The organism is Leucobacter chromiireducens, assembly GCF_051993095.1.
Classification (GTDB): domain Bacteria; phylum Actinomycetota; class Actinomycetes; order Actinomycetales; family Microbacteriaceae; genus Leucobacter; species Leucobacter chromiireducens.
Genome location: NZ_CP197024.1, coordinates 2,809,089 through 2,826,446, shown reverse-complemented (window position 1 = coordinate 2,826,446; position 17,358 = coordinate 2,809,089). Strand labels below are relative to the sequence as shown.

Annotated in this window: 14 protein-coding genes; 10 read left to right on the top strand and 4 right to left on the bottom strand. The window is 67.2% G+C overall.

Annotated features, from left to right (window positions below; all coding sequences use genetic code 11):
* Positions 1–18: 18 nt before the first annotated feature.
* Both ACR81A_RS12795 and ACR81A_RS12790 read left to right on the top strand, forming a co-directional pair.
* Complete coding sequence (locus ACR81A_RS12795; RefSeq protein WP_202380758.1) at positions 19–744, top strand: 3-keto-5-aminohexanoate cleavage protein; 726 nt, start codon at positions 19–21, stop codon at positions 742–744.
* Between the two features lie 74 nt (positions 745–818).
* Positions 819–1,295, top strand: a complete 477-nt coding sequence (locus ACR81A_RS12790; RefSeq protein WP_202380759.1) for an Lrp/AsnC family transcriptional regulator — start codon at positions 819–821, stop codon at positions 1,293–1,295.
* A gap of 9 nt (positions 1,296–1,304) precedes the next feature.
* On the opposite strand, the gene ACR81A_RS12785 is transcribed toward ACR81A_RS12790, so the two are convergent.
* On the bottom strand, positions 1,305–1,832 hold the full coding sequence (locus ACR81A_RS12785; protein ID WP_202380760.1) for an AsnC family transcriptional regulator: 528 nt from the start codon (positions 1,830–1,832) through the stop codon (positions 1,305–1,307).
* Positions 1,833–1,883: 51 nt separating this feature from the next.
* Between ACR81A_RS12785 and ACR81A_RS12780 the strand changes: the two genes are divergently transcribed.
* From ACR81A_RS12780 to ACR81A_RS12765, 4 genes are all read left to right on the top strand, one after another.
* Positions 1,884–4,871 (top strand): DNA polymerase III subunit gamma and tau, encoded by a 2,988-nt coding sequence (locus ACR81A_RS12780; RefSeq protein ID WP_440312020.1) that lies wholly within the window; start codon positions 1,884–1,886, stop codon positions 4,869–4,871.
* A 76-nt stretch (positions 4,872–4,947) separates the two neighbouring features.
* Complete coding sequence (recR, locus tag ACR81A_RS12775) at positions 4,948–5,544, top strand: recombination mediator RecR (protein WP_202381494.1); 597 nt, start codon at positions 4,948–4,950, stop codon at positions 5,542–5,544.
* Positions 5,545–5,728: 184 nt separating this feature from the next.
* Complete coding sequence (locus tag ACR81A_RS12770) at positions 5,729–7,006, top strand: aspartate kinase (protein ID WP_440312019.1); 1,278 nt, start codon at positions 5,729–5,731, stop codon at positions 7,004–7,006.
* Between the two features lie 32 nt (positions 7,007–7,038).
* A complete protein-coding gene (locus ACR81A_RS12765; RefSeq protein WP_440312018.1) occupies positions 7,039–8,100 on the top strand; it encodes an aspartate-semialdehyde dehydrogenase in 1,062 nt (353 codons plus the stop codon).
* Between the two features lie 79 nt (positions 8,101–8,179).
* Here the strand turns inward: ACR81A_RS12765 and ACR81A_RS12760 are convergent, their stop codons facing one another.
* The gene (locus ACR81A_RS12760) at positions 8,180–9,100 is read right to left on the bottom strand and encodes a metallophosphoesterase (protein WP_202380764.1); all 921 of its coding nucleotides are present in this window, start codon (positions 9,098–9,100) and stop codon (positions 8,180–8,182) included.
* Positions 9,101–9,105: 5 nt separating this feature from the next.
* Entirely contained in the window at positions 9,106–11,730 is a 2,625-nt protein-coding gene (locus ACR81A_RS12755) for a transglycosylase domain-containing protein (RefSeq protein WP_440312017.1), read from the bottom strand.
* 115 nt (positions 11,731–11,845) lie between these two features.
* On the opposite strand from ACR81A_RS12755, the gene ACR81A_RS12750 reads away from it, so the two are divergent.
* Together ACR81A_RS12750 and ACR81A_RS12745 are read left to right on the top strand one after the other, a co-directional pair.
* Complete coding sequence (locus ACR81A_RS12750) at positions 11,846–12,016, top strand: DUF4177 domain-containing protein (protein WP_202380765.1); 171 nt, start codon at positions 11,846–11,848, stop codon at positions 12,014–12,016.
* 3 nt (positions 12,017–12,019) lie between these two features.
* On the top strand, positions 12,020–12,496 hold the full coding sequence (locus ACR81A_RS12745; protein ID WP_202380766.1) for a RidA family protein: 477 nt from the start codon (positions 12,020–12,022) through the stop codon (positions 12,494–12,496).
* Between the two features lie 93 nt (positions 12,497–12,589).
* Here the strand turns inward: ACR81A_RS12745 and acs are convergent, their stop codons facing one another.
* Complete coding sequence (gene acs, locus ACR81A_RS12740; RefSeq protein WP_440312016.1) at positions 12,590–14,581, bottom strand: acetate--CoA ligase; 1,992 nt, start codon at positions 14,579–14,581, stop codon at positions 12,590–12,592.
* 193 nt (positions 14,582–14,774) lie between these two features.
* Between acs and ACR81A_RS12735 the strand changes: the two genes are divergently transcribed.
* Entirely contained in the window at positions 14,775–15,887 is a 1,113-nt protein-coding gene (locus ACR81A_RS12735) for a CpaF family protein (RefSeq protein ID WP_440312015.1), read from the top strand.
* A complete protein-coding gene (locus ACR81A_RS12730; RefSeq protein ID WP_440312014.1) occupies positions 15,862–16,857 on the top strand; it encodes a type II secretion system F family protein in 996 nt (331 codons plus the stop codon). Before ACR81A_RS12735 ends, ACR81A_RS12730 begins: the two co-directional genes overlap by 26 nt.
* The last annotated feature ends 501 nt before the right edge of the window (positions 16,858–17,358 follow it).

The following is a 17,358-nucleotide window of genomic DNA, read 5'->3' as shown; positions in this document are numbered from 1 at the left end:
CTCGAAAGGATACTATCTATGCTCCTCAAAGCCGCGATCAATGGTGGCCGATCCACCGAAGAACACCCTGCAGTCCCGCACACCACAGAGCAGATCGTAGCTGCGAGTCAAGCGGCGGTGGCTGCTGGCGCCGATGTGATCCACGCTCATGTACTCACTGAGAGCGGTGCGCAGACCATTCACCCCGATGCGGTTGGCGAGTGGGTGCGGGCGACGCGTGCTGCTGATCCCACAATTGTGATCGGGACCACCACGGGGCTGTGGACAGTGACCTCGCACGCCGAGCGAATGGCGCATATCTCGGCCTGGCCAGCGGATGCGTTGCCCGATTTCGCTTCGGTGGCGTTTTGTGAGGAAGGGGCGGGGGAAGCCGCCGAGCTTGTTATTGAACGGGGCATGATCCTCGAATCGGCTGTGTGGTCAATGGCAGATGTGCCCGCACTCCTCGCGTCGTCGACACTGCACCAGAACGTGCGCGTGTTGATCGAGCCGGAGACGGAGGATCCAGTCGCGGCCGTCGAACAGTGTCGGGAGATCGCTGCGGTGCTCCGAGAGGCTGGTGTCACCGCGCCGATTCTGTATCACGGCTATGACGAGACCGTCTGGCCCGTGGTGCGCGCAGCAATCGAGGACGGCTGCGAGACCCGGATCGGCTTTGAAGATGGCGTCTTGCTTCCCGACGGCGCGGCTCCGATCGACAATGCAGCGCTCGTGCGTGCCGTTCGCGACTTGGAAGCTCACTGACAAGTGAGGCCACGACAGCGCCCCTCTCCGCCAACCAGATAATCTGGAATCCTGCGGCGAGAGGGGCGTTTGGCATGCTTGACGAGGTGGACCGCCGGCTCATCGAGATGCTGGCGCGGGATGGGCGGCGCAGTTTTGCCTCACTCGCAGAGGAACTGGGCGTCTCGCAATCGACGGTTCGTGCGCGTCTCGCAAAACTTAGAGAGGACGACGCGCTTCAGATTGTTGCGCTGTGCAATGCGCTGCTGCTGGGACACCAGGTGGTCCGTCTGCTATTGCGGGTGCGCAACTTGACTCCACGTTCTGTGGCAAACGGTCTGCTCGGGATTAAGCAGATCAATCACGTGGCGCTCGTCGCCGGATCACACGACCTTTACCTCGAAGCAACGTGCCGGGACCAGCCGCGGCTCATCGACTTGATGGATGAGATTCGCCGTCACCCAGGCGTTGCCGCTATTCAGCCCATTATCGTCACTTCTCTCGCAAAGGACTACACCTGGGAAGGGCTGCGAGGAACTGCGGGGCAAAGCATCAGCGATCCCGACGGCTAGTTGGGGCTCTCAGGAACTGGGGCGACTCGTGAGCCGGCCCGCGCGGTTTGCTGGGATCGGGTCCCTGAATCCTTGCCAGAGGTACGTGTCCTTCATTACCTCAAGCACGGTGAGCGTCTCGAGGTCAGAGATACCGCGGATGCGTCGGAGATCCTGCAGGACGATCCTGCCGAGTTCCTGTGCGTCCTGCGCGACGACATCAAGAATGATGTCGTAGTAGCCGAGTGCGCACGCAACATATTTCACGTTTGGATGATCTGCGATCTCCGCAGCCACGCGTGCGACAGGTACCTCGGCAACACGAATTCCTACGTGGGCCGCGATTCCACCAATCTTGGTTTCGTCATACATCCCAGCCACGTAGATGATGCCAAGGGAGACCAGCCTGTTGTAGCGCTGGCGCACCGTCGGCTCTGAGAAGCCGATCCGCCGACCGATCTCGGAGAACGAAAGTCGACCGTCGACACGAAGCTCGTCGATGATGTCACGGTCGACATCGTCGAGGAGGTGTTCTTCTTGTCGCTTCGTTGCTTCCACGTCGACAGTGTAGCCGGGCGCATACTCTCCGGCAGGGCGGAAGCCGGGTGAATGTCGGTGGTCGCGGGTACCATTGAGAATGTGGTTGCCGCACTCTATCGCCGTTATCGGCCCGAAGCCTTTGCCGAGATGATCGGACAGTCCCAGGTGACTGATCCGCTGATGACGGCGCTCCGCAGCGGGCGCATCGGCCATGCCTATTTGTTCAGCGGCCCGCGCGGGTGCGGCAAGACGACGTCTGCCCGCATTCTGGCCCGGTGCCTGAACTGCGCGGAGGGCCCAACCGACACCCCGTGCGGCACGTGCCCGAGCTGTGTGGAGCTCAGTCGCGACGGTGGGGGATCGCTCGACGTCGTCGAGATTGACGCTGCGAGCCACGGCGGCGTCGACGACGCGCGCGACCTGCGCGAGCGCGCGGTGTTCGCACCCGCACGCGACCGCTTCAAGATCTTCATCATCGACGAGGCGCACATGGTGACGCCCGGTGGCTTCAACGCGCTCCTCAAGATCGTGGAGGAGCCGCCTCCGCACGTGAAGTTCGTCTTCGCAACCACGGAGCCCGACAAGGTGATCGGCACGATTCGCTCGCGCACGCACCACTACCCGTTCCGCCTCATCGCGCCGGGCACGCTGATCGACTACGTGCAGTCGCTGTGCGACAGCGAGGGCGTGCAGGTTGAGCCTGGTGTGCTGCCGCTCGTCGTGCGCGCGGGCGGTGGGTCCGTGCGAGACACGCTGTCCATCCTCGATCAGCTGATCGCCGGTTCCGAGACCGCGCTCGTCACCGCGGAGCGCGCGGCTGGCCTTCTGGGCTTCACACACACCGAGCTGCTCGACGACGTCGTCACCGCGTTCGGCTCGCACGATCCCGCCGCCGCGTTCCAGGCCACCGATCGCGTGGTGCAGACGGGGCAGGATCCGCGTCGCTTTGTCGAGGACCTGCTTGAGCGACTGCGCGACCTGATTGTCGTGAGCGCGACCACCGTGGACGGGGCCGCGGCGGTATTCCGTGGCGTGCCGCAGGACCAGCTCACGCGCATGTTCGAACAGGCGCAGCGGTTTGCGCCCGGCGAGCTCTCGCGCACCGCGGACGTTGTCGCTGCGGCACTCGACTCGATGGCCGGGGCGACGGCGCCGCGCCTGCAGCTCGAGCTCATGGTGGCTCGCGTCCTCGTGCAGGCAGGAGCGGCCCCGGCGGCCGCCCCCTCCGCTGTCGGCGCGGGCTCCGCCCCGGCAGCAGGCGGCCACTCCCCGCAGGCGGCTCAGGCCGCAGGTGGTACGTCGCGCCCCGCCCAGGCAGCGCCTTCTGCTCCGGCCGCGCCCGCGGCTCCGGTTGCTCCCGCGGTGAACCCGTTGTCCGCGGTCGCCGCCGCGCGAAGTGCGGCAGCGGCTCCGGCGCAGCCGTCCGCTCCTGCTCCTGCACCCGCTTCGCAAGCGCCCGCGCCGGCTGCGGAACCGACCGCGCCGAACGCCGCGCAGACGGCCGCCTCGATCCGCGAGTTCCTCCGCGAAGATACCGCGGGCGCCTCGCAGGCACCGCACGTAGCGCCCACTCCTGAGCCGTCGGTTGCCCCTGCGCCGGCTGCCGCCCCGGCACCCGCTGCTGCGCCTCAGAGCCCGGCTCCTGCTCCCGCGGTGCAGCCGCCCTCCGCGGCCCCCGCGCGCAGCGAGAGCGGCGAAGCGCCGCACCCCAACGCGGGAGCGGCATCGTTCGGCCGACCCATCTCTGACGTGCTGAGCGCCGCACAGATTGAGAGCATCGGCAGCGAGCCCACGAAGCCAGCGCCACAGGCTGTGCAGGCGCCTGCGCCCGCGCAGCAGGCGAGCGCAGCAGCACCGGGGCACACATCCGACGCGCCCGCACCCAGCACTCATGCTGTGGGCGATACTTCGTCGGGTGACAATGCGTCGGGTTGCGGTGCGGCTGACGCAGCTGCAGACGAGACCGCTGACGCCCCGGGCTTCGAAGACCTCCTTGAGCTCTGGCCTGATCTGCTCGAAGAGATCCTTGAAGCCGACCGCGATGCGTGGAACGCGGTGTCGCCCGTCGTTCCCGTCGCGCTCGACGGCGATGTGCTGACCGTGGGGCTCACGTCCGAGTCCGACCTCGCGGCGTTCAAGACGGCAGGTGCCGGTCCGCTCCGCGAGACGATCCTGTCCGCCGTGGGCATCAGCGTGAAGTACAAGCCGACGCGCGTGGCTCCAGGGAGCGGCCCGGCCGCACCCAACGTGGCGCGCGAGCCTCAGACCGAGGGCGACGCAGAGGAGCCTCATCGAGCGGGACCACCCGCCGATCACGCACCGAACGCCGCGCGAAACACCACACCGGATGCGCACGACCCCGTTGCCCGGGCAGCCGCGCGGCTGAACGGTCTCGGGCCCGCGCTCGCGGCTCCCGCCTGGGCCGACCCGGTTCCGGAGGCGCCTGAGTCTGCGCCCGCGCCCACACCGCAGGATGCTGCGCCTGTCGTGCGCCCAGAACCGACTCCGGAGGAGACTCCGGCACCGGCTCCGGCCGAGATTCCGGCCGAACCTGCAACGACCAAGTCTGCGCCGGAGGCCCCTGCCGCCGAGCACCCTGCCGCCGAGCACCCTGCACCTGCGGCCCCGCCCGCGCCCTCAGCGCCAGTACCCGTTGCCGGGCCAGCCGGCGCCGAGCCGCAGCAGGGGACCGCGATCCCGAGCGACCCGTATGCCGGCAGCGACCCCTACGGGGACGCCGATGCCGCACCCAGCGATGAGTACGAGGACGCGTACGGTGACCCGTACGGGCGGTCAGCCACCTCTGCGGCACCAGCAGCTGCTCCAGCCCCGGCCAGCACCCCCGCGCCGCAGGCCAGCACGCCCGCGGCTCCTGCGGCTGCTCCGGCACAGAGCCCCCAGCAGCCGAGTGCCGCCGCTGTGCCGAAGCCGGCGACTACTGAGGACGCTGTTGACACGAAGCGCTCCGCCCCCGCGTTCACCCGCTACGGCGAGGCCGTGGTGCGTGAGGTGCTCGGTGCGCGATTCGTTGAAGAACGCCCGCTCCCCGGCCACTAACGCCCTACACTGAAGCGCGTTGCACGATGTGCACGCACCGCGACACCCCGCGCCGCACACCGAGGAGGTACCCACCGTGTACGACGGAATCGTCCAAGACCTGATCGACGAGTTCGGCCGCCTCCCCGGCATCGGCCCGAAGTCGGCGCAGCGCATCGCGTTCCACATCCTGCAGACCCAACACTTCGACGTTTCCCGCCTCGCGGAGCTGCTCACCGAGGTGCGCGAGAAGGTTCGCTTCTGCGCGGTCTGCGGCAACATCACGGAGCAAGAGGAATGCTCGATCTGCCGCGATCCCCGCCGCGACCACACGCTTATTTGCGTGGTCGAAGAGCCGAAGGACGTCGTGGCGATCGAGCGTACCCGCCAGTTCCGCGGCGTCTACCACGTGCTGGGCGGCGCCATCAGCCCGATTGACGGCATCGGGCCCGACGACCTCGCGATCCCCGCGCTCATGCGCCGACTCGGGGCCGCAGAAATCCGCGAAGTCATTATCGCCACCGACCCGAACCTGGAAGGCGAGGCAACCGCGGCCTACCTCTCGCGCCTCCTGACGAGTATCGAAGTGCCAGTGTCGCGCCTTGCCTCCGGCCTTCCCGTCGGCGGTGACCTCGAGTTCGCTGACGAGGTGACGCTCGGCCGCGCGTTCGAGGGGCGTCGACGGGTCGAATAGCCCACTCCAACGCAGCTCCAACTCCTTTCGCACCGCTTCTTCGGAGAATTCCGGAAATGCGGTGCGAAAGCGCACATTACCTCCGATGAAGCCGAGAACTCCGCGGAGAATGGCGGGCTGACCGGTCAGACATACGCTTCGCGATAGACTGGCCTCTCGCGTTCGCATTTGAGGAGGAACCCGCGTGGCATTGATCGTGCAGAAGTTCGGGGGCTCGTCGGTTGCCGATGCGGAGAGCATTAAGCGCGTCGCGAAGCGGATCGTCGATACCCGCCGTGCTGGCAACGACGTAGTCGTCGCAGTCAGCGCTATGGGCGACACCACTGACGAACTGCTCGATCTCGCCGCAGAGTGCACCCCGATCCCCGCACCCCGTGAGCTGGATATGCTGCTCACCGCAGGCGAGCGCATCTCGATGGCGCTCCTCGCGATGACCATTAAGGGCATGGGCCTCGAGGCGCTGTCGTTCACCGGCAGCCAGGCCGGCATGATCACCACCTCGGAGCACGGCTCCGCGAAGATCGTCGATGTCACCCCCGGCCGCGTGCGCGAAGCGCTCGACCAGGGCGCCGTCGCCATCGTTGCGGGCTTCCAAGGCTTCAGCCGTACCTCGCGCGACATCACGACGCTCGGCCGCGGCGGCTCGGACACGACCGCCGTTGCACTCGCAGCCGCCCTCGGTGCCGACATGTGCGAGATCTACACCGACGTTGACGGCGTGTTCACGACTGACCCGCGTGTGGTGTCGAAGGCCCGCAAGATTGATGCAATTACCGCGGAGGAGATGCTCGAGCTCGCCGCGTCCGGCGCCAAGGTGCTCCACCTCCGCGCTGTTGAGTACGCGCGCCGCCACGGCGTCGCACTGCACGTCCGCTCGTCGTTCAGCAACGCGCCGGGCACCATCGTCTACGACCCCGCAAAGGGGCATCCGAAGGGAGAACAGGTGGAAGAGCCGGTCATCACTGGTATCGCAGCCGAGAAGGACGAGGCGAAGGTCACGGTCGGTGGCGTTCCAGACGTCCCAGGGAAGGCCGCGCAGATTTTCGAGATCGTCGCGAAGACGAACGCGAACATCGACATGATCGTGCAGAACGTCTCCGCTGCGGACACGAACCGCACGGATATCTCCTTCACCGTTCCGGTGGGCGACGGCCGTCGCGTCATTGAGGCCCTCGAAGCCGAGCGCGAGTCGCTCGAATTCGAGAACCTGCAGTACGACGATCAGATTGCAAAGGTCGCTGTCGTTGGCGCTGGCATGCGTACGAGCACCGGCGTATCCGCGCAGCTCTTCCGCACGCTGTTCGAAGCCGGCATCAACATCGAGATGATCTCCACCTCCGAGATCCGAATCTCCGTTGTGACGCGCGCAGACCTGATGGATCAGGCCGTGCGTGTCCTCCACACCGCGTTCGGGCTCGACTCCGACACCGACGCGACGGTCTACGCCGGCACCGGCCGCTAGACCCCACCACTTCCACCAGAACAGGACCAGACATGTCTGATCAGCAGGGGCTCAGCCTCGCAGTTGTCGGCGCGACCGGCCAGGTGGGCGCAGTGATGCGCCGCCTGCTCGTGGAGCGCAACTTCCCCATCGCTTCCGTGCGCTTCTTCTCGAGCGCTCGCTCCGCGGGCACCGTGCTCGAGTTCCGTGGCGAGCAGATCACCGTTGAAGACGTCGACACTGCCGACAAGAGTGGGATCGATGTCGCGCTCTTTTCCGCGGGTGGTACGGCGTCGAAGCGCTACGCCCCCGAGTTTGCGGCGGCCGGTGCGCTCGTGATCGATAACTCGAGCGCATGGCGCCTCGACCCCGAGGTTCCGCTCATCGTGAGCGAGGTCAACCCGCAGGAGATCGACAATGCCCCGAAGGGCATCATCGCGAACCCCAACTGCACCACCATGGCCGCAATGCCGGTGATGCAGGCGCTGCACGCCGAGGCCGGCCTGGAGCGTCTCGTAGTGACCACCTTCCAGGCGGTCTCCGGCTCGGGCCTTGTCGGCGCGAAGGAGCTCGCAGGGCAGGCCGCAGCTGCGGTCGAGTCCGGCAAGCTTGAAGATCTCGTGCACGATGGCTCGGCTGTCACCTTCCCCGCCCCCGAGGTGTACACAAAGACGATCGCCTTCGACGTGCTGCCGCTTGCCGGCTCGATCGTCGAGGACGGCGAGGGCGAGACCGACGAGGAGAAGAAGCTCCGCAACGAGAGCCGCAAGATCCTCGGCCTGCCCGAGCTCCGCGTCGCCGGTACCTGCGTGCGCGTGCCGGTGTTCACCGGACACTCGCTGTCCATCAACGCCGAGTTCGCGAACCCCATCAGCGCGGATCGCGCGCGTGAGGTGCTCGCCGCAGCTCCGGGCGTCGCTCTGAGCGATGTGCCGACCCCGCTTGAGGCAGCTGGCCAGGACCCCTCCTTTGTGGGACGGATCCGCGAGGACCAGTCGGCACCGGAGGGGCGCGGTCTCGCGCTCTTCATCTCGAACGACAACCTCCGCAAGGGCGCAGCCCTGAACGCTGTGCAGATCGCCGAGCTTGTCGCGGCGAAGATGCTCGCAGCCTAACGGTACAGAAGCGGCACAGACGCGAGAAGGGGTGGGACTCAGTGAGTCCCACCCCTTCTGCGTCTGTACCGACGCGAGCCTACACCGCGGCCTCAAGGGTGAGGAGCGATGCCTCCGGACGGCAGGCGAAGCGCACGGGGGCGTAGATCGAGTTGCCCAGGCCCGCGCTGACGTTGAGGAAGGCAGCGCGGTGCGCATCGTGCCACACGCTCAGGCCGCGAGCCTGCGTGGTCGGCAGATCGCAGTTGGACGTCATCGCCCCAACGCCCGGCACACGCACTTGCCCGCCGTGGGTGTGCCCGGCCAGGATAAGTGCGGTTTCGTCGCGCAGAAGCTCGCCCAGGGCCTCCTGGTAGGGTGCGTGCACCACACCGAGACGCACAGGCTGCGCCTGCGCCGCGGGAAGCGCCTCGAGCTCCGCGCGCATCGCCGCGACATCGTCGTAGCGAATGTGCGGATCGTTGAGGCCCAGCAGATCGAGCGTGGTGCCCTGCACCTCGAGCCGCGCCGCGGTGTTGTTGAGATTGATTGCACCCAGGCCCTCGAGCCCGGCGGTGAGCGCCACGTTGTCGATATCGGGCACCCGGGTGCTCAAACGGCTCGGCTCGAGCAGGTACTTCACCGGGTTCTTGAAGCGCGGCCCGTAGTAGTCGTTCGAGCCGTGCACAAAGACGGTGGGCGCCTGCTCAGCGAGCGGGCGCAGTGCGTGGATCAGCGCGTGTCGCGCCTCCAGGTGCCCCATGAGATCACCGGTCAGCACGACGAGGTCGGGGCGCAGCTCGGCGAGCGAGCGCACCCAGTCGATCTTGCGGCTCTGCCACGGCGCGAGGTGCAGATCGGAGAGCTGCAGGATCCGGATCGGGGCCGCGCCCTCCGGCAGGATCGGCAGCGTGTGCCGCCGCACGGTGAAGAGCTGACGCTCGATCACGGTCGCCCAGAGGGTCACCCCTGCTGCGGCCGCTCCGAGAGCGACCGCAGCAGGACGGACGGTGCGTGCCATCCGGGCTAGTTCTTTGCCTTGCAGGACAGGGTCAGCGTGACCTTGCCGCTCGTCTTGGCATCCGAGCCACCGTCCGGGCTCACCGAGACGACCTTGTCCTTCTTCGGGTCTGGCTTGCCGCCGTCCTCACAGGTGAAGTCGACGTTGCCGAAGCCGGCGCTCGAGAGCGCAGACTTTGCGTCGTCGCCGCTCTTGCCGCCGAGGTCGCCCGGCACCTTCGCCGCTTCGCCGTTGCTGCGGTAGACGGTCACGCCGGAGCCGAGGCCCACCTGCTCGCCTGCCGCGGGGCTCGAGGAGGCCGCAAGGCCCTTGCCCACCGAGGAATCGACCTCGCCGCCGTCTGCCACGTTGAAGCCGAGCTGGGTCAGCATGCCAACGGCCTCGTCGAAGGACTTGCCCTTCACGTCGGGCACCTGCACCATCGTCTGCTGGATCGCGGTGGCCGAGGGCTCGGGGAAGGGATCGCCGCCGTAGCGGGCATCCGCCGCATTCATGATCTGCGGGAAGATGTACTGGTCTGCGTACATGAGGTTGCCAAACGGCTGCGTGGACACGCGCGTCCAGGTGCCGTCGCCCAGCTGAATCGGCCCGGCGTTACCCACCCAGGTCGCCGTGGTGACCTTGCTGCTGCCGCCCACCGTCCAGTTGTCGACGATGTCATCGGTCGTGCCGGTCTTCGCGAGGTGCGGAACCCCGTACTCAGAACGGGCGTGCTTCGCGAGCCCGTTCTCCACTGTGTACTGCAGTGCGTACGCGACACCCGCGGCGACCTCGGGGGAGAGCGCCTCGGTGCACTTGCTCTTCGTGAACGGTACCTGCTCGCCGTCGGGCCCAACGATCGAGTCGATCGGCACGGGCGTGCAGACGGTGCCGTTACCGGCGAACGCACCGTAGGCCGCGGCCATCGTGATGGGCGCCATCTCGTCGATACCGCCGTAGACATTTGACGGCACCATGCTGAGCTCGGTGGTGTCGTATGTCGGCAGATCCTTGTTCGTCTGCGGTGCTGCGCGGTGCAGACCGAGCTTCTTCGCGGTCTCGAAGGTGCCGCAGAGATCCATCTTCTGCTGCATCGACACGAGGCCGCCGTTCACCGACTGCGCGATCGCGGTGAGCACGGTCTGGTTGCCGCGCGTGAGGTTGTTGTCGTTCTGGAAGGTGAACGAGCCGAAGCCATACACGCCGTCGGGCATACAGGAGGCCTGGATCGACGACTCGTCCACCGTGCGCGCGTTCACGTTCACGATGTCGCGCACCGAGTGCCCGGTCTGGATCCACTGCGCGAGCGTCACGGGCTTGAAGGTCGAGCCGACCTGGAACCCGCTCGAGCCACCGTACTCATAGTCGGTGTTGTAGTTGATCGCCGTGTAGTCCTTGTTGTTGTCCAGCACGTTCGGGTCGTTGCTGAACGGACGGTTCTGCACCATCGAGAGCACACGGCCCGTGTTCACCTCAACGCTGCTCGAGGCCGAACCTACATTGATGCCATCCATCTGAGCGGGCACGGTCGCGTGTGTCGCGTCGACGCCGGCGCGCTGCATGTCGAGGTCGATCGTCGTGTAGATCTGGTACCCGCCGCGGCTGAAGTTGAACTCGCGCTCTGCGGGCGAATCGCCAAAGTTCGGATCCTGCTTGATGTAGCGCTGCACGTAGTCGCAGAAGTGACCGAGGCCGTAGTTCTGCTCAGCGACGACACAGCCGGCAACGCGCGGCGTGATCTTCGGCTCGACCTCGGTGGCCACAGCCTCGTCGTACTGTGCCTGCGTGATCTTGCCATGCTTCAGCATGCTGCCGAGAATCTTGTCGCGCCGCTCCTTGTTCGCGGGAATGTTCTCGGGCACGTCGATCTGCAGGTGGCCGGGGTTGTTCACGATCGCGACGAGGCTTGCAGCCTGTGCGAGGGTGACATCCTTCGCCGAGGTGCCGTAGTAGTAGTGCGCGGCCGACTCGATGCCGTAGATCGTGCGGCCGAACAGCGCAATGTTGAGGTACCCGAGCAGAATCTCGTCCTTCGGGAACTTCTTCTCGATGCTGATCGCGTACTTCATCTCTTTGAGCTTGCGATCCATGTCCTGCTTCATCGCCTCTTCGTAGGCGGCATCCTGCTCTGCCTTGTCAGGAATCGCGAGCGCCTCCTGAATGAGGACGTTGCGGACATACTGCATCGTGATGGTCGATGCGCCTGAGAGGTTCTGGCCCGCTGCGTTCTGCAGCACGGCACGGCCCGTGGCGAGCACGTCGACGCCGCCGTGCGTGTAGAAGCGCGGATCCTCCTCGGCCACCGCGGCATCCTTCACGAACTGTGAGACCTGATCCCACGCGACCGTCTCGCGATCCTGATCGTAGAACTCAGCGAGCTTGTGGTCATTGCCGGCCGCATCCTTTGCCAGGATCGTTGACGGCTCCGCGAGGCGGCCCGGATCCAAGTGTGCCGGGAGATTGTCGAAAATCTCGATCGCGGAGTTCGCCGCGGTGCCGCTCAAGGCGACGACGGGCGTAACTGCTGCGGTGACGAGCACTCCCGCGATCGCGCTCATCGCGACTGCGCCGAGAATGCCTCCGAGGGCTCCGCCCGCACTGCGCGGCTTCATTGAGCGCACGCGCGAGGACTGGGGTGTCTGTCGGGTCATAAGATGTAAGCGTATGCGACGTAGCTGAAAATCCGCGAACGCCGTGGTGATCTTGAGCTGCGCGCGCACGACCGATCCGGACCCGATCCGGCCGCTTTCTGAGGGAGATCCGAACGTGAGTGAAGTGACCGAAACGACGCAGTGGGAGTACTTCGTGACGCCCCTGCTCCTGCACAATGAGGCCCAGATCCTCAACAACTGGGGTGGGCAGGGCTGGGAACTCGTCCAGATCATTGAGGGACCGGCCGGCGGGAACGTCGCGTATCTGAAGAGGAAGAAGGCCTAATCCATGTCGTCAGTAATTGAAGACCGCCTGAGCGAGCTCGGCTTCGAGATCCCCGAGGTGGCCGCCGCGGTCGCCGCGTACGTGCCCGCGCTGCGCGACGGCAACTACGTGTACACCGCCGGTCAGCTGCCCTTCGTTGATGGCAAGCTGCCCGAGACCGGCAAGGTCGGAGTGGGCGAGGGCCTCGTATCGCCCGAGCGTGCGGAGGAGCTCGCGCAGCTCTGCGCGCTGAACGCACTCGCAGCGGTGCGCGGTGTCGTGGGCTCGCTTGATCGCATCTCGCAGGTCGTCAAGGTAACGGCATTCGTCGCGTCGGATCCCGCGTTTACGGGCCAGCCGAGCGTCGCCAACGGCGCCTCCGTGTTCCTAGGCCGCGTCTTCGGTGACCTGGGCATCCACGTTCGCTCAGCCGTCGGCGTTGCCGTACTGCCGCTCGACGCCCCCGTTGAGATCGAGTTCGTCTTCAAGATCGAGGACTAACCTGCTCGCACTCTCCCGCGCACGGAGAAAACAGAAATCTCGGAGCCAATCCTAGGAATGGCTCCGAGATTTCTGTTTTCCCACGCTTGAGTACTACTTCGCGGCGCGCTCCTCGCGGACGCGGGCGGAGATGGTCTGCATCACTGCCGTGTCGGCGAGCGTTGTGGTGTCGCCCACCTCACGGCCCTCGGCGGCGTCTTTGAGCAGGCGGCGCATGATCTTGCCCGAGCGCGTCTTCGGCAGCTCGTTCACGATGAACACCTGGCGGGGCCGCGCGATTGCGCCGATCTGCGCGGCGACATGCTTCTTGAGTTCGACCTCTGCGTCCTCCGCGGCGAGCAGGGTCTGCTGCGACTTGAGGATGACGAACGCCACGACGGCCTGGCCGGTGGTCTCATCGTCCGCGCCCACGACCGCCGACTCGGCGACGGCGTGATGCTCGACGAGTGCAGACTCGATCTCCGCGGTGGAGAGGCGGTGCCCCGAGACGTTCATCACATCGTCGACTCGGCCGAGCAGCCAGATGTCGCCGTCCTCGTCGAGCCGGGCGCCGTCGCCGGCAAAGTACTGGTTGTCGAACTTCGACCAGTACGTGTCGACGAACCGCTGGGGATCGCCCCAGATGCCGCGCACCATTGACGGCCAGGGGCGGCGGATGACGAGCAGCCCACCCTGTCCGTTCTTGACGGGCTCGCCCGCCTCGTTGAGTACGGCGGCCGAGATTCCGGGGAGCGGTGTCTGTGCGCTGCCGGGCTTCAGGCTCGTGATGCCGGGCAGCGGTGAGATCATCAGCGCGCCCGTCTCCGTCTGCCACCAGGTATCGACGATGGGAGCTTTCCCTGCGCCAATGACCTCGTGGTACCAGCGCCATGCCTCGGGGTTGATCGGTTCGCCGACCGAGCCGAGCAGGCGAATGCTCGAAAGGTCATACTGCTCGGGAACCTGGCGGCCCACCTTCATGCAGGCGCGGATCGCAGTCGGTGCCGTGTAGAAGATCGTCACGCCGTACTTCTGGATGATCGACCACCAGCGACCCCAGTCGGGCGTCTCGGGGGTGCCCTCGTAGATGACCTGCGTCGCGCCGTTCGCGAGGGGGCCGTAGACCACGTAGCTGTGCCCGGTGATCCAGCCGATGTCGGCCGTGCACCAGTACACGTCGGTTTCCGGCTTCAGATCGAACACGTTGCGGTGCGTGGTGCTTGCCTGCGTGAGGTAGCCGCCCGAGGTGTGGAGGATGCCCTTGGGCTTCCCCGTTGTGCCCGAGGTGTACAGGATGAACAGCGGGTTCTCCGCGGGGAAGCCCTGCGGGGTGTGCTCGCCGTCGAACGCGGTGATCTCCTCGTGCCACCACAGGTCGCGGCCGGGCTCCATCACGACGTCGTTCTTCGTGCGCTGCACCACGAGCACCTTCTTTGCGGTGCTGCCGCCGCCGTGGAGCGCGAGTGCATCGTCGACGGTGGGCTTGAGCGCGGAGACGCGGCCCTTGCGATATCCGCCGTCAGCGGTAATGACGAGCTCGGCCTCGGCATCGTCGATGCGGGCACGCAGGCTGTCGGCGCTGAAGCCGCCGAACACCACGGAGTGCGCCGCGCCGAGACGCACGACCGCGAGCATCGCGATGATGGTCTCGGGGATCATGGGCATGTAAATCGCAACGCGATCGCCCGCCTCAACGCCGAGGCTCGTGAGCATGTTCGCTGCGCGTTTGACCTCGTGGGTGAGTTCGGCGTAGCTGAGGCTCCGGGTGTCGCCGGGCTCGCCCTCGAAGTGAATCGCGATCCGGTCGCCGAGGCCCGCCGCAACGTGGCGGTCGAGGCAGTTCTCCGCGACGTTCAGCTCGCCGTCCGCAAACCACTTCGCGAAGGGCGGGTTGGTCCAGTCGAGGATCTCCGTGAACGGCTTGGTCCAGCGGAGTTGTTCGGCCTGTTCGGCCCAGTACGCCTCAGGGTCCTGCGCTGCGCGCCAGTAGACCGAGGAGTCGGAGAGGTTGGCCTGGGCCGCGAACTCGGGGCTCGGCGGGAACGTTTCGGTGCCATCGGCATTCTGCAGGGGGTGGCTCTCGATAGTGCCGTGCTGATCAGTCATGGACGCCCTTATCCGTGTCGAAAGTGAAGCCGTCCCGTGCGGTGCACGCACGCAGGGGACGCTGAATGCTCCCTCAGGTTATACCCCGGATCGAGACCCGCCCACATCCGGAAGGAGGGAGCCGGATCAGCGGATTTGTCCACATTTGGATCGCGTTCCGGGCACTCGTGCCGGCTGAGGCTTGACTGCTGAGATGACTCGTTCCCCCGCTCCCGCTTGGATTTTCGGCCCGAGTGCGCCGCGTGCTTCGCCCTCGCCCGAGCGTCCGCCAAACGCGGTGGCGACGCCGCTGCTCGCGCCAGACGCGCCGCGTGGTCCGCGGACCGAGCGACTTCCGTTGTCGGCGCGTCGCGCGCTGGGCGGGCTGCTGCCGCTCCTCGACCGCCCAGCGCTTCGCGATCTCCTGGTGCAGGTTGCTGGCGGAGTCGCGAGGCTCTGGCTCGATGAGGGCTCGGGGCCACGCGCTGTACCAGGCTGGCAAGCCCGCCCCGCGGCCGTGCACCAACTCGCGACCGCCCTCATCGCTGCGGGCGGCCGGCACCTCGATGAGCTGCGCCCGTCCGCGGATGTGCGCATGGGCGACGGAATCCGCGTGCACGCAGTGATTCCACCCGTTGCCGTGGCCGGCGCGGCGGTATCGATCCGTGTGCCCACCATCGGCCCGCTGAGCTACCCGGAGCTTGTCGGTGCGGGCCTCTGCGGCGTCGCGACGGACGCGGTGCTGCGTCGTGCAGTGTGCGAACGGCAGAACATACTCCTCACCGGGGCAACGGGGAGCGGGAAGACCACCGTTCTCGCGGCTCTCCTCGACCTAGCGCATCCGCGAGAGCGCATCATCACGATTGAGGATCTGGCCGAACTGCGCCTGCGCCACCCCCACGTCGTGGCACTGGAGTCGCGCCCAGACAGCGCGGAGGGCGTGGGCCGCATCAGCCTCGATGAGCTACTCCGTGAGGCGCTGCGGATGCGCCCGGACCGGATCGTGCTCGGTGAGTGCCGCGGGGCTGAACTCGCCACACTGCTTGCGGCGCTGAACACCGGCCATGACGGGGGCGCGGGCACATTGCACGCGAGCAAGATCCACGAGGTACCCGCGCGGCTGGAGGCCCTCGGCGCGCTCGCTGGCCTGTCCGCCGACGCGTTGGCGCGGCAGGCCGTCGCCGCGATCGACCTGGTGGTCCATCTCGTTCGGGATCGGGGTGTGCCGCGGGTCGCCGCGCTGGCCGGCTTGTCACTTGGCAGAGGCGGCACCCTGGAAATTGTTGAGCTTGAGGGGCGGCGTGAGCGGGGGCGCCGTGCGGCGTGATCCGGGTGCGGGTGCGGGTGCGGGTGAAATCGCCGCGCTCAGCTCTCGCGCAGCAGCACTCCTGCGCGGGGGCGTCGCCGCTGGGGAAATCTGGCACACGCTCGCAACTGAAGCCCCGCACCGGGCGAGTGTCACAGCCCGCGACGCTCGAGAGCCTGCGGAGCAGGCGGGTGCGAGTTCCTCCCGAGTCTCGCGTGCCGCGGCGGCGGTGGCGCGTGAGATTGATGGCGGTCGCGATGTCGCTGCGGCGCTTGCAGCTCAACCGCAGGCTCCGTGGCGAGTGCTGGCAGCGGCTTGGCTGCTGGGCGAACAGAGCGGTGCGCCGCTCGCCCCCGTGCTCGAACGAATCTCAGCGGCCTGCCGCGAGCTCGAACGGCTGGCAGAGCGGCGAGCGGTACTCCACGCCGGCCCGCGCGCGACGGTGCGCCTCGTGCTCGTGCTCCCTGCGCTGGCCTTTGGGCTCGGCGCGGTCCTGGGGTTCAATCCGATCCCGATCCTGATGACCGGGCCGGGCGTCTTCCTGCTCCTCGGAGGCGCGGCACTGCTCGGCGTTGGCGTCGCGTGGACCCGGGCGCTCCAGCGTCGTGTTGAACGCAGCGACACCGTGACAGGGCTCGAGTGCGAGCTCATGTGGGTGGCGCTCGGCGGCGGTGCGGCGCCGGCGTTGGCTCGGCTCCGCACCGCCGATGCCGTCGACGGTGCGGGAGCGGAGTGGGTTCCGCTGTGGCGGCTCTGCCGGGGCGAGCTGCTCGACACCGTCGTTGAGACAGCGGTCGGAACCGGTGCTGCGCTGCGCCCGCTCCTGCTTGCCGAGGCACGGGCGGCGCGGGTGCGTGCTGCCGCAGAGCTCGAGCGAGAGGCTGAGCGGTTCGGCGTGCAGATCCTGCTGCCGCTCGGCATCTGCGTGCTCCCAGCGTTCATCGCTGTGGGAGTCGCCCCGGTCATCCTGGCCATGCTGCGGGGACTCTGAACAGAAGGCCGGCGGACCCCCGCCCACAGTTCGAGAGCGGCTGAGAAGCGTCCGGCTTTCGTCCACAGAACTCCGCACAGGCTGCCCCTCGGGGACCGCGGCGCGGAGGATTGAGACACCGGCACGCGCCGGGCCGTGCGTGAGAAAGGACCCTCATGGATACCCGATTCCAACTCATCCCCGCCCGCGCCGCAGGTGCGCCCGCGCGACCAGCTCTCGGCCGAGGTGCCGGAGCACGTGTCGACTCACCGCGTCAGCGGCACGCGCGCTCGGACGCTGCAGCGCGTGCGAGCGCATTCAGGGCGCACCCCGCGCAGGGAGACCGCGAAGCGCGGCGCCCCCTCGCGTATCTGCCGAGCCAAAACGAACGCGGAGGCAGTTCGCCGGACACCGCTGCACGCCCCGCTGGCCCCAAACCCGTGGTGCAGTCTGCAACAGACACGGGTGCTCACCCGCAAGCCGGCGAACGTGCCGCAGGTCGCTTGCGCCGCTTCATGCGGG

What these genes read in the sequence shown, in the direction of transcription:
- ACR81A_RS12745 (WP_202380766.1), top strand. Translation starts at nt 12,020, where the DNA reads ATGTCGTCAGTAATTGAAGACCGCCTGAGCGAGCTCGGCTTCGAGATC.
- ACR81A_RS12755 (WP_440312017.1), bottom strand. Translation starts at nt 11,730, where the DNA reads ATGACCCGACAGACACCCCAGTCCTCGCGCGTGCGCTCAATGAAGCCG.
- ACR81A_RS12795 (WP_202380758.1), top strand. Translation starts at nt 19, where the DNA reads ATGCTCCTCAAAGCCGCGATCAATGGTGGCCGATCCACCGAAGAACAC.
- ACR81A_RS12765 (WP_440312018.1), top strand. Translation starts at nt 7,039, where the DNA reads ATGTCTGATCAGCAGGGGCTCAGCCTCGCAGTTGTCGGCGCGACCGGC.
- ACR81A_RS12735 (WP_440312015.1), top strand. Translation starts at nt 14,775, where the DNA reads ATGACTCGTTCCCCCGCTCCCGCTTGGATTTTCGGCCCGAGTGCGCCG.
- ACR81A_RS12780 (WP_440312020.1), top strand. Translation starts at nt 1,884, where the DNA reads ATGTCGGTGGTCGCGGGTACCATTGAGAATGTGGTTGCCGCACTCTAT.
- ACR81A_RS12760 (WP_202380764.1), bottom strand. Translation starts at nt 9,100, where the DNA reads ATGGCACGCACCGTCCGTCCTGCTGCGGTCGCTCTCGGAGCGGCCGCA.
- acs (WP_440312016.1), bottom strand. Translation starts at nt 14,581, where the DNA reads ATGACTGATCAGCACGGCACTATCGAGAGCCACCCCCTGCAGAATGCC.
- ACR81A_RS12790 (WP_202380759.1), top strand. Translation starts at nt 819, where the DNA reads ATGCTTGACGAGGTGGACCGCCGGCTCATCGAGATGCTGGCGCGGGAT.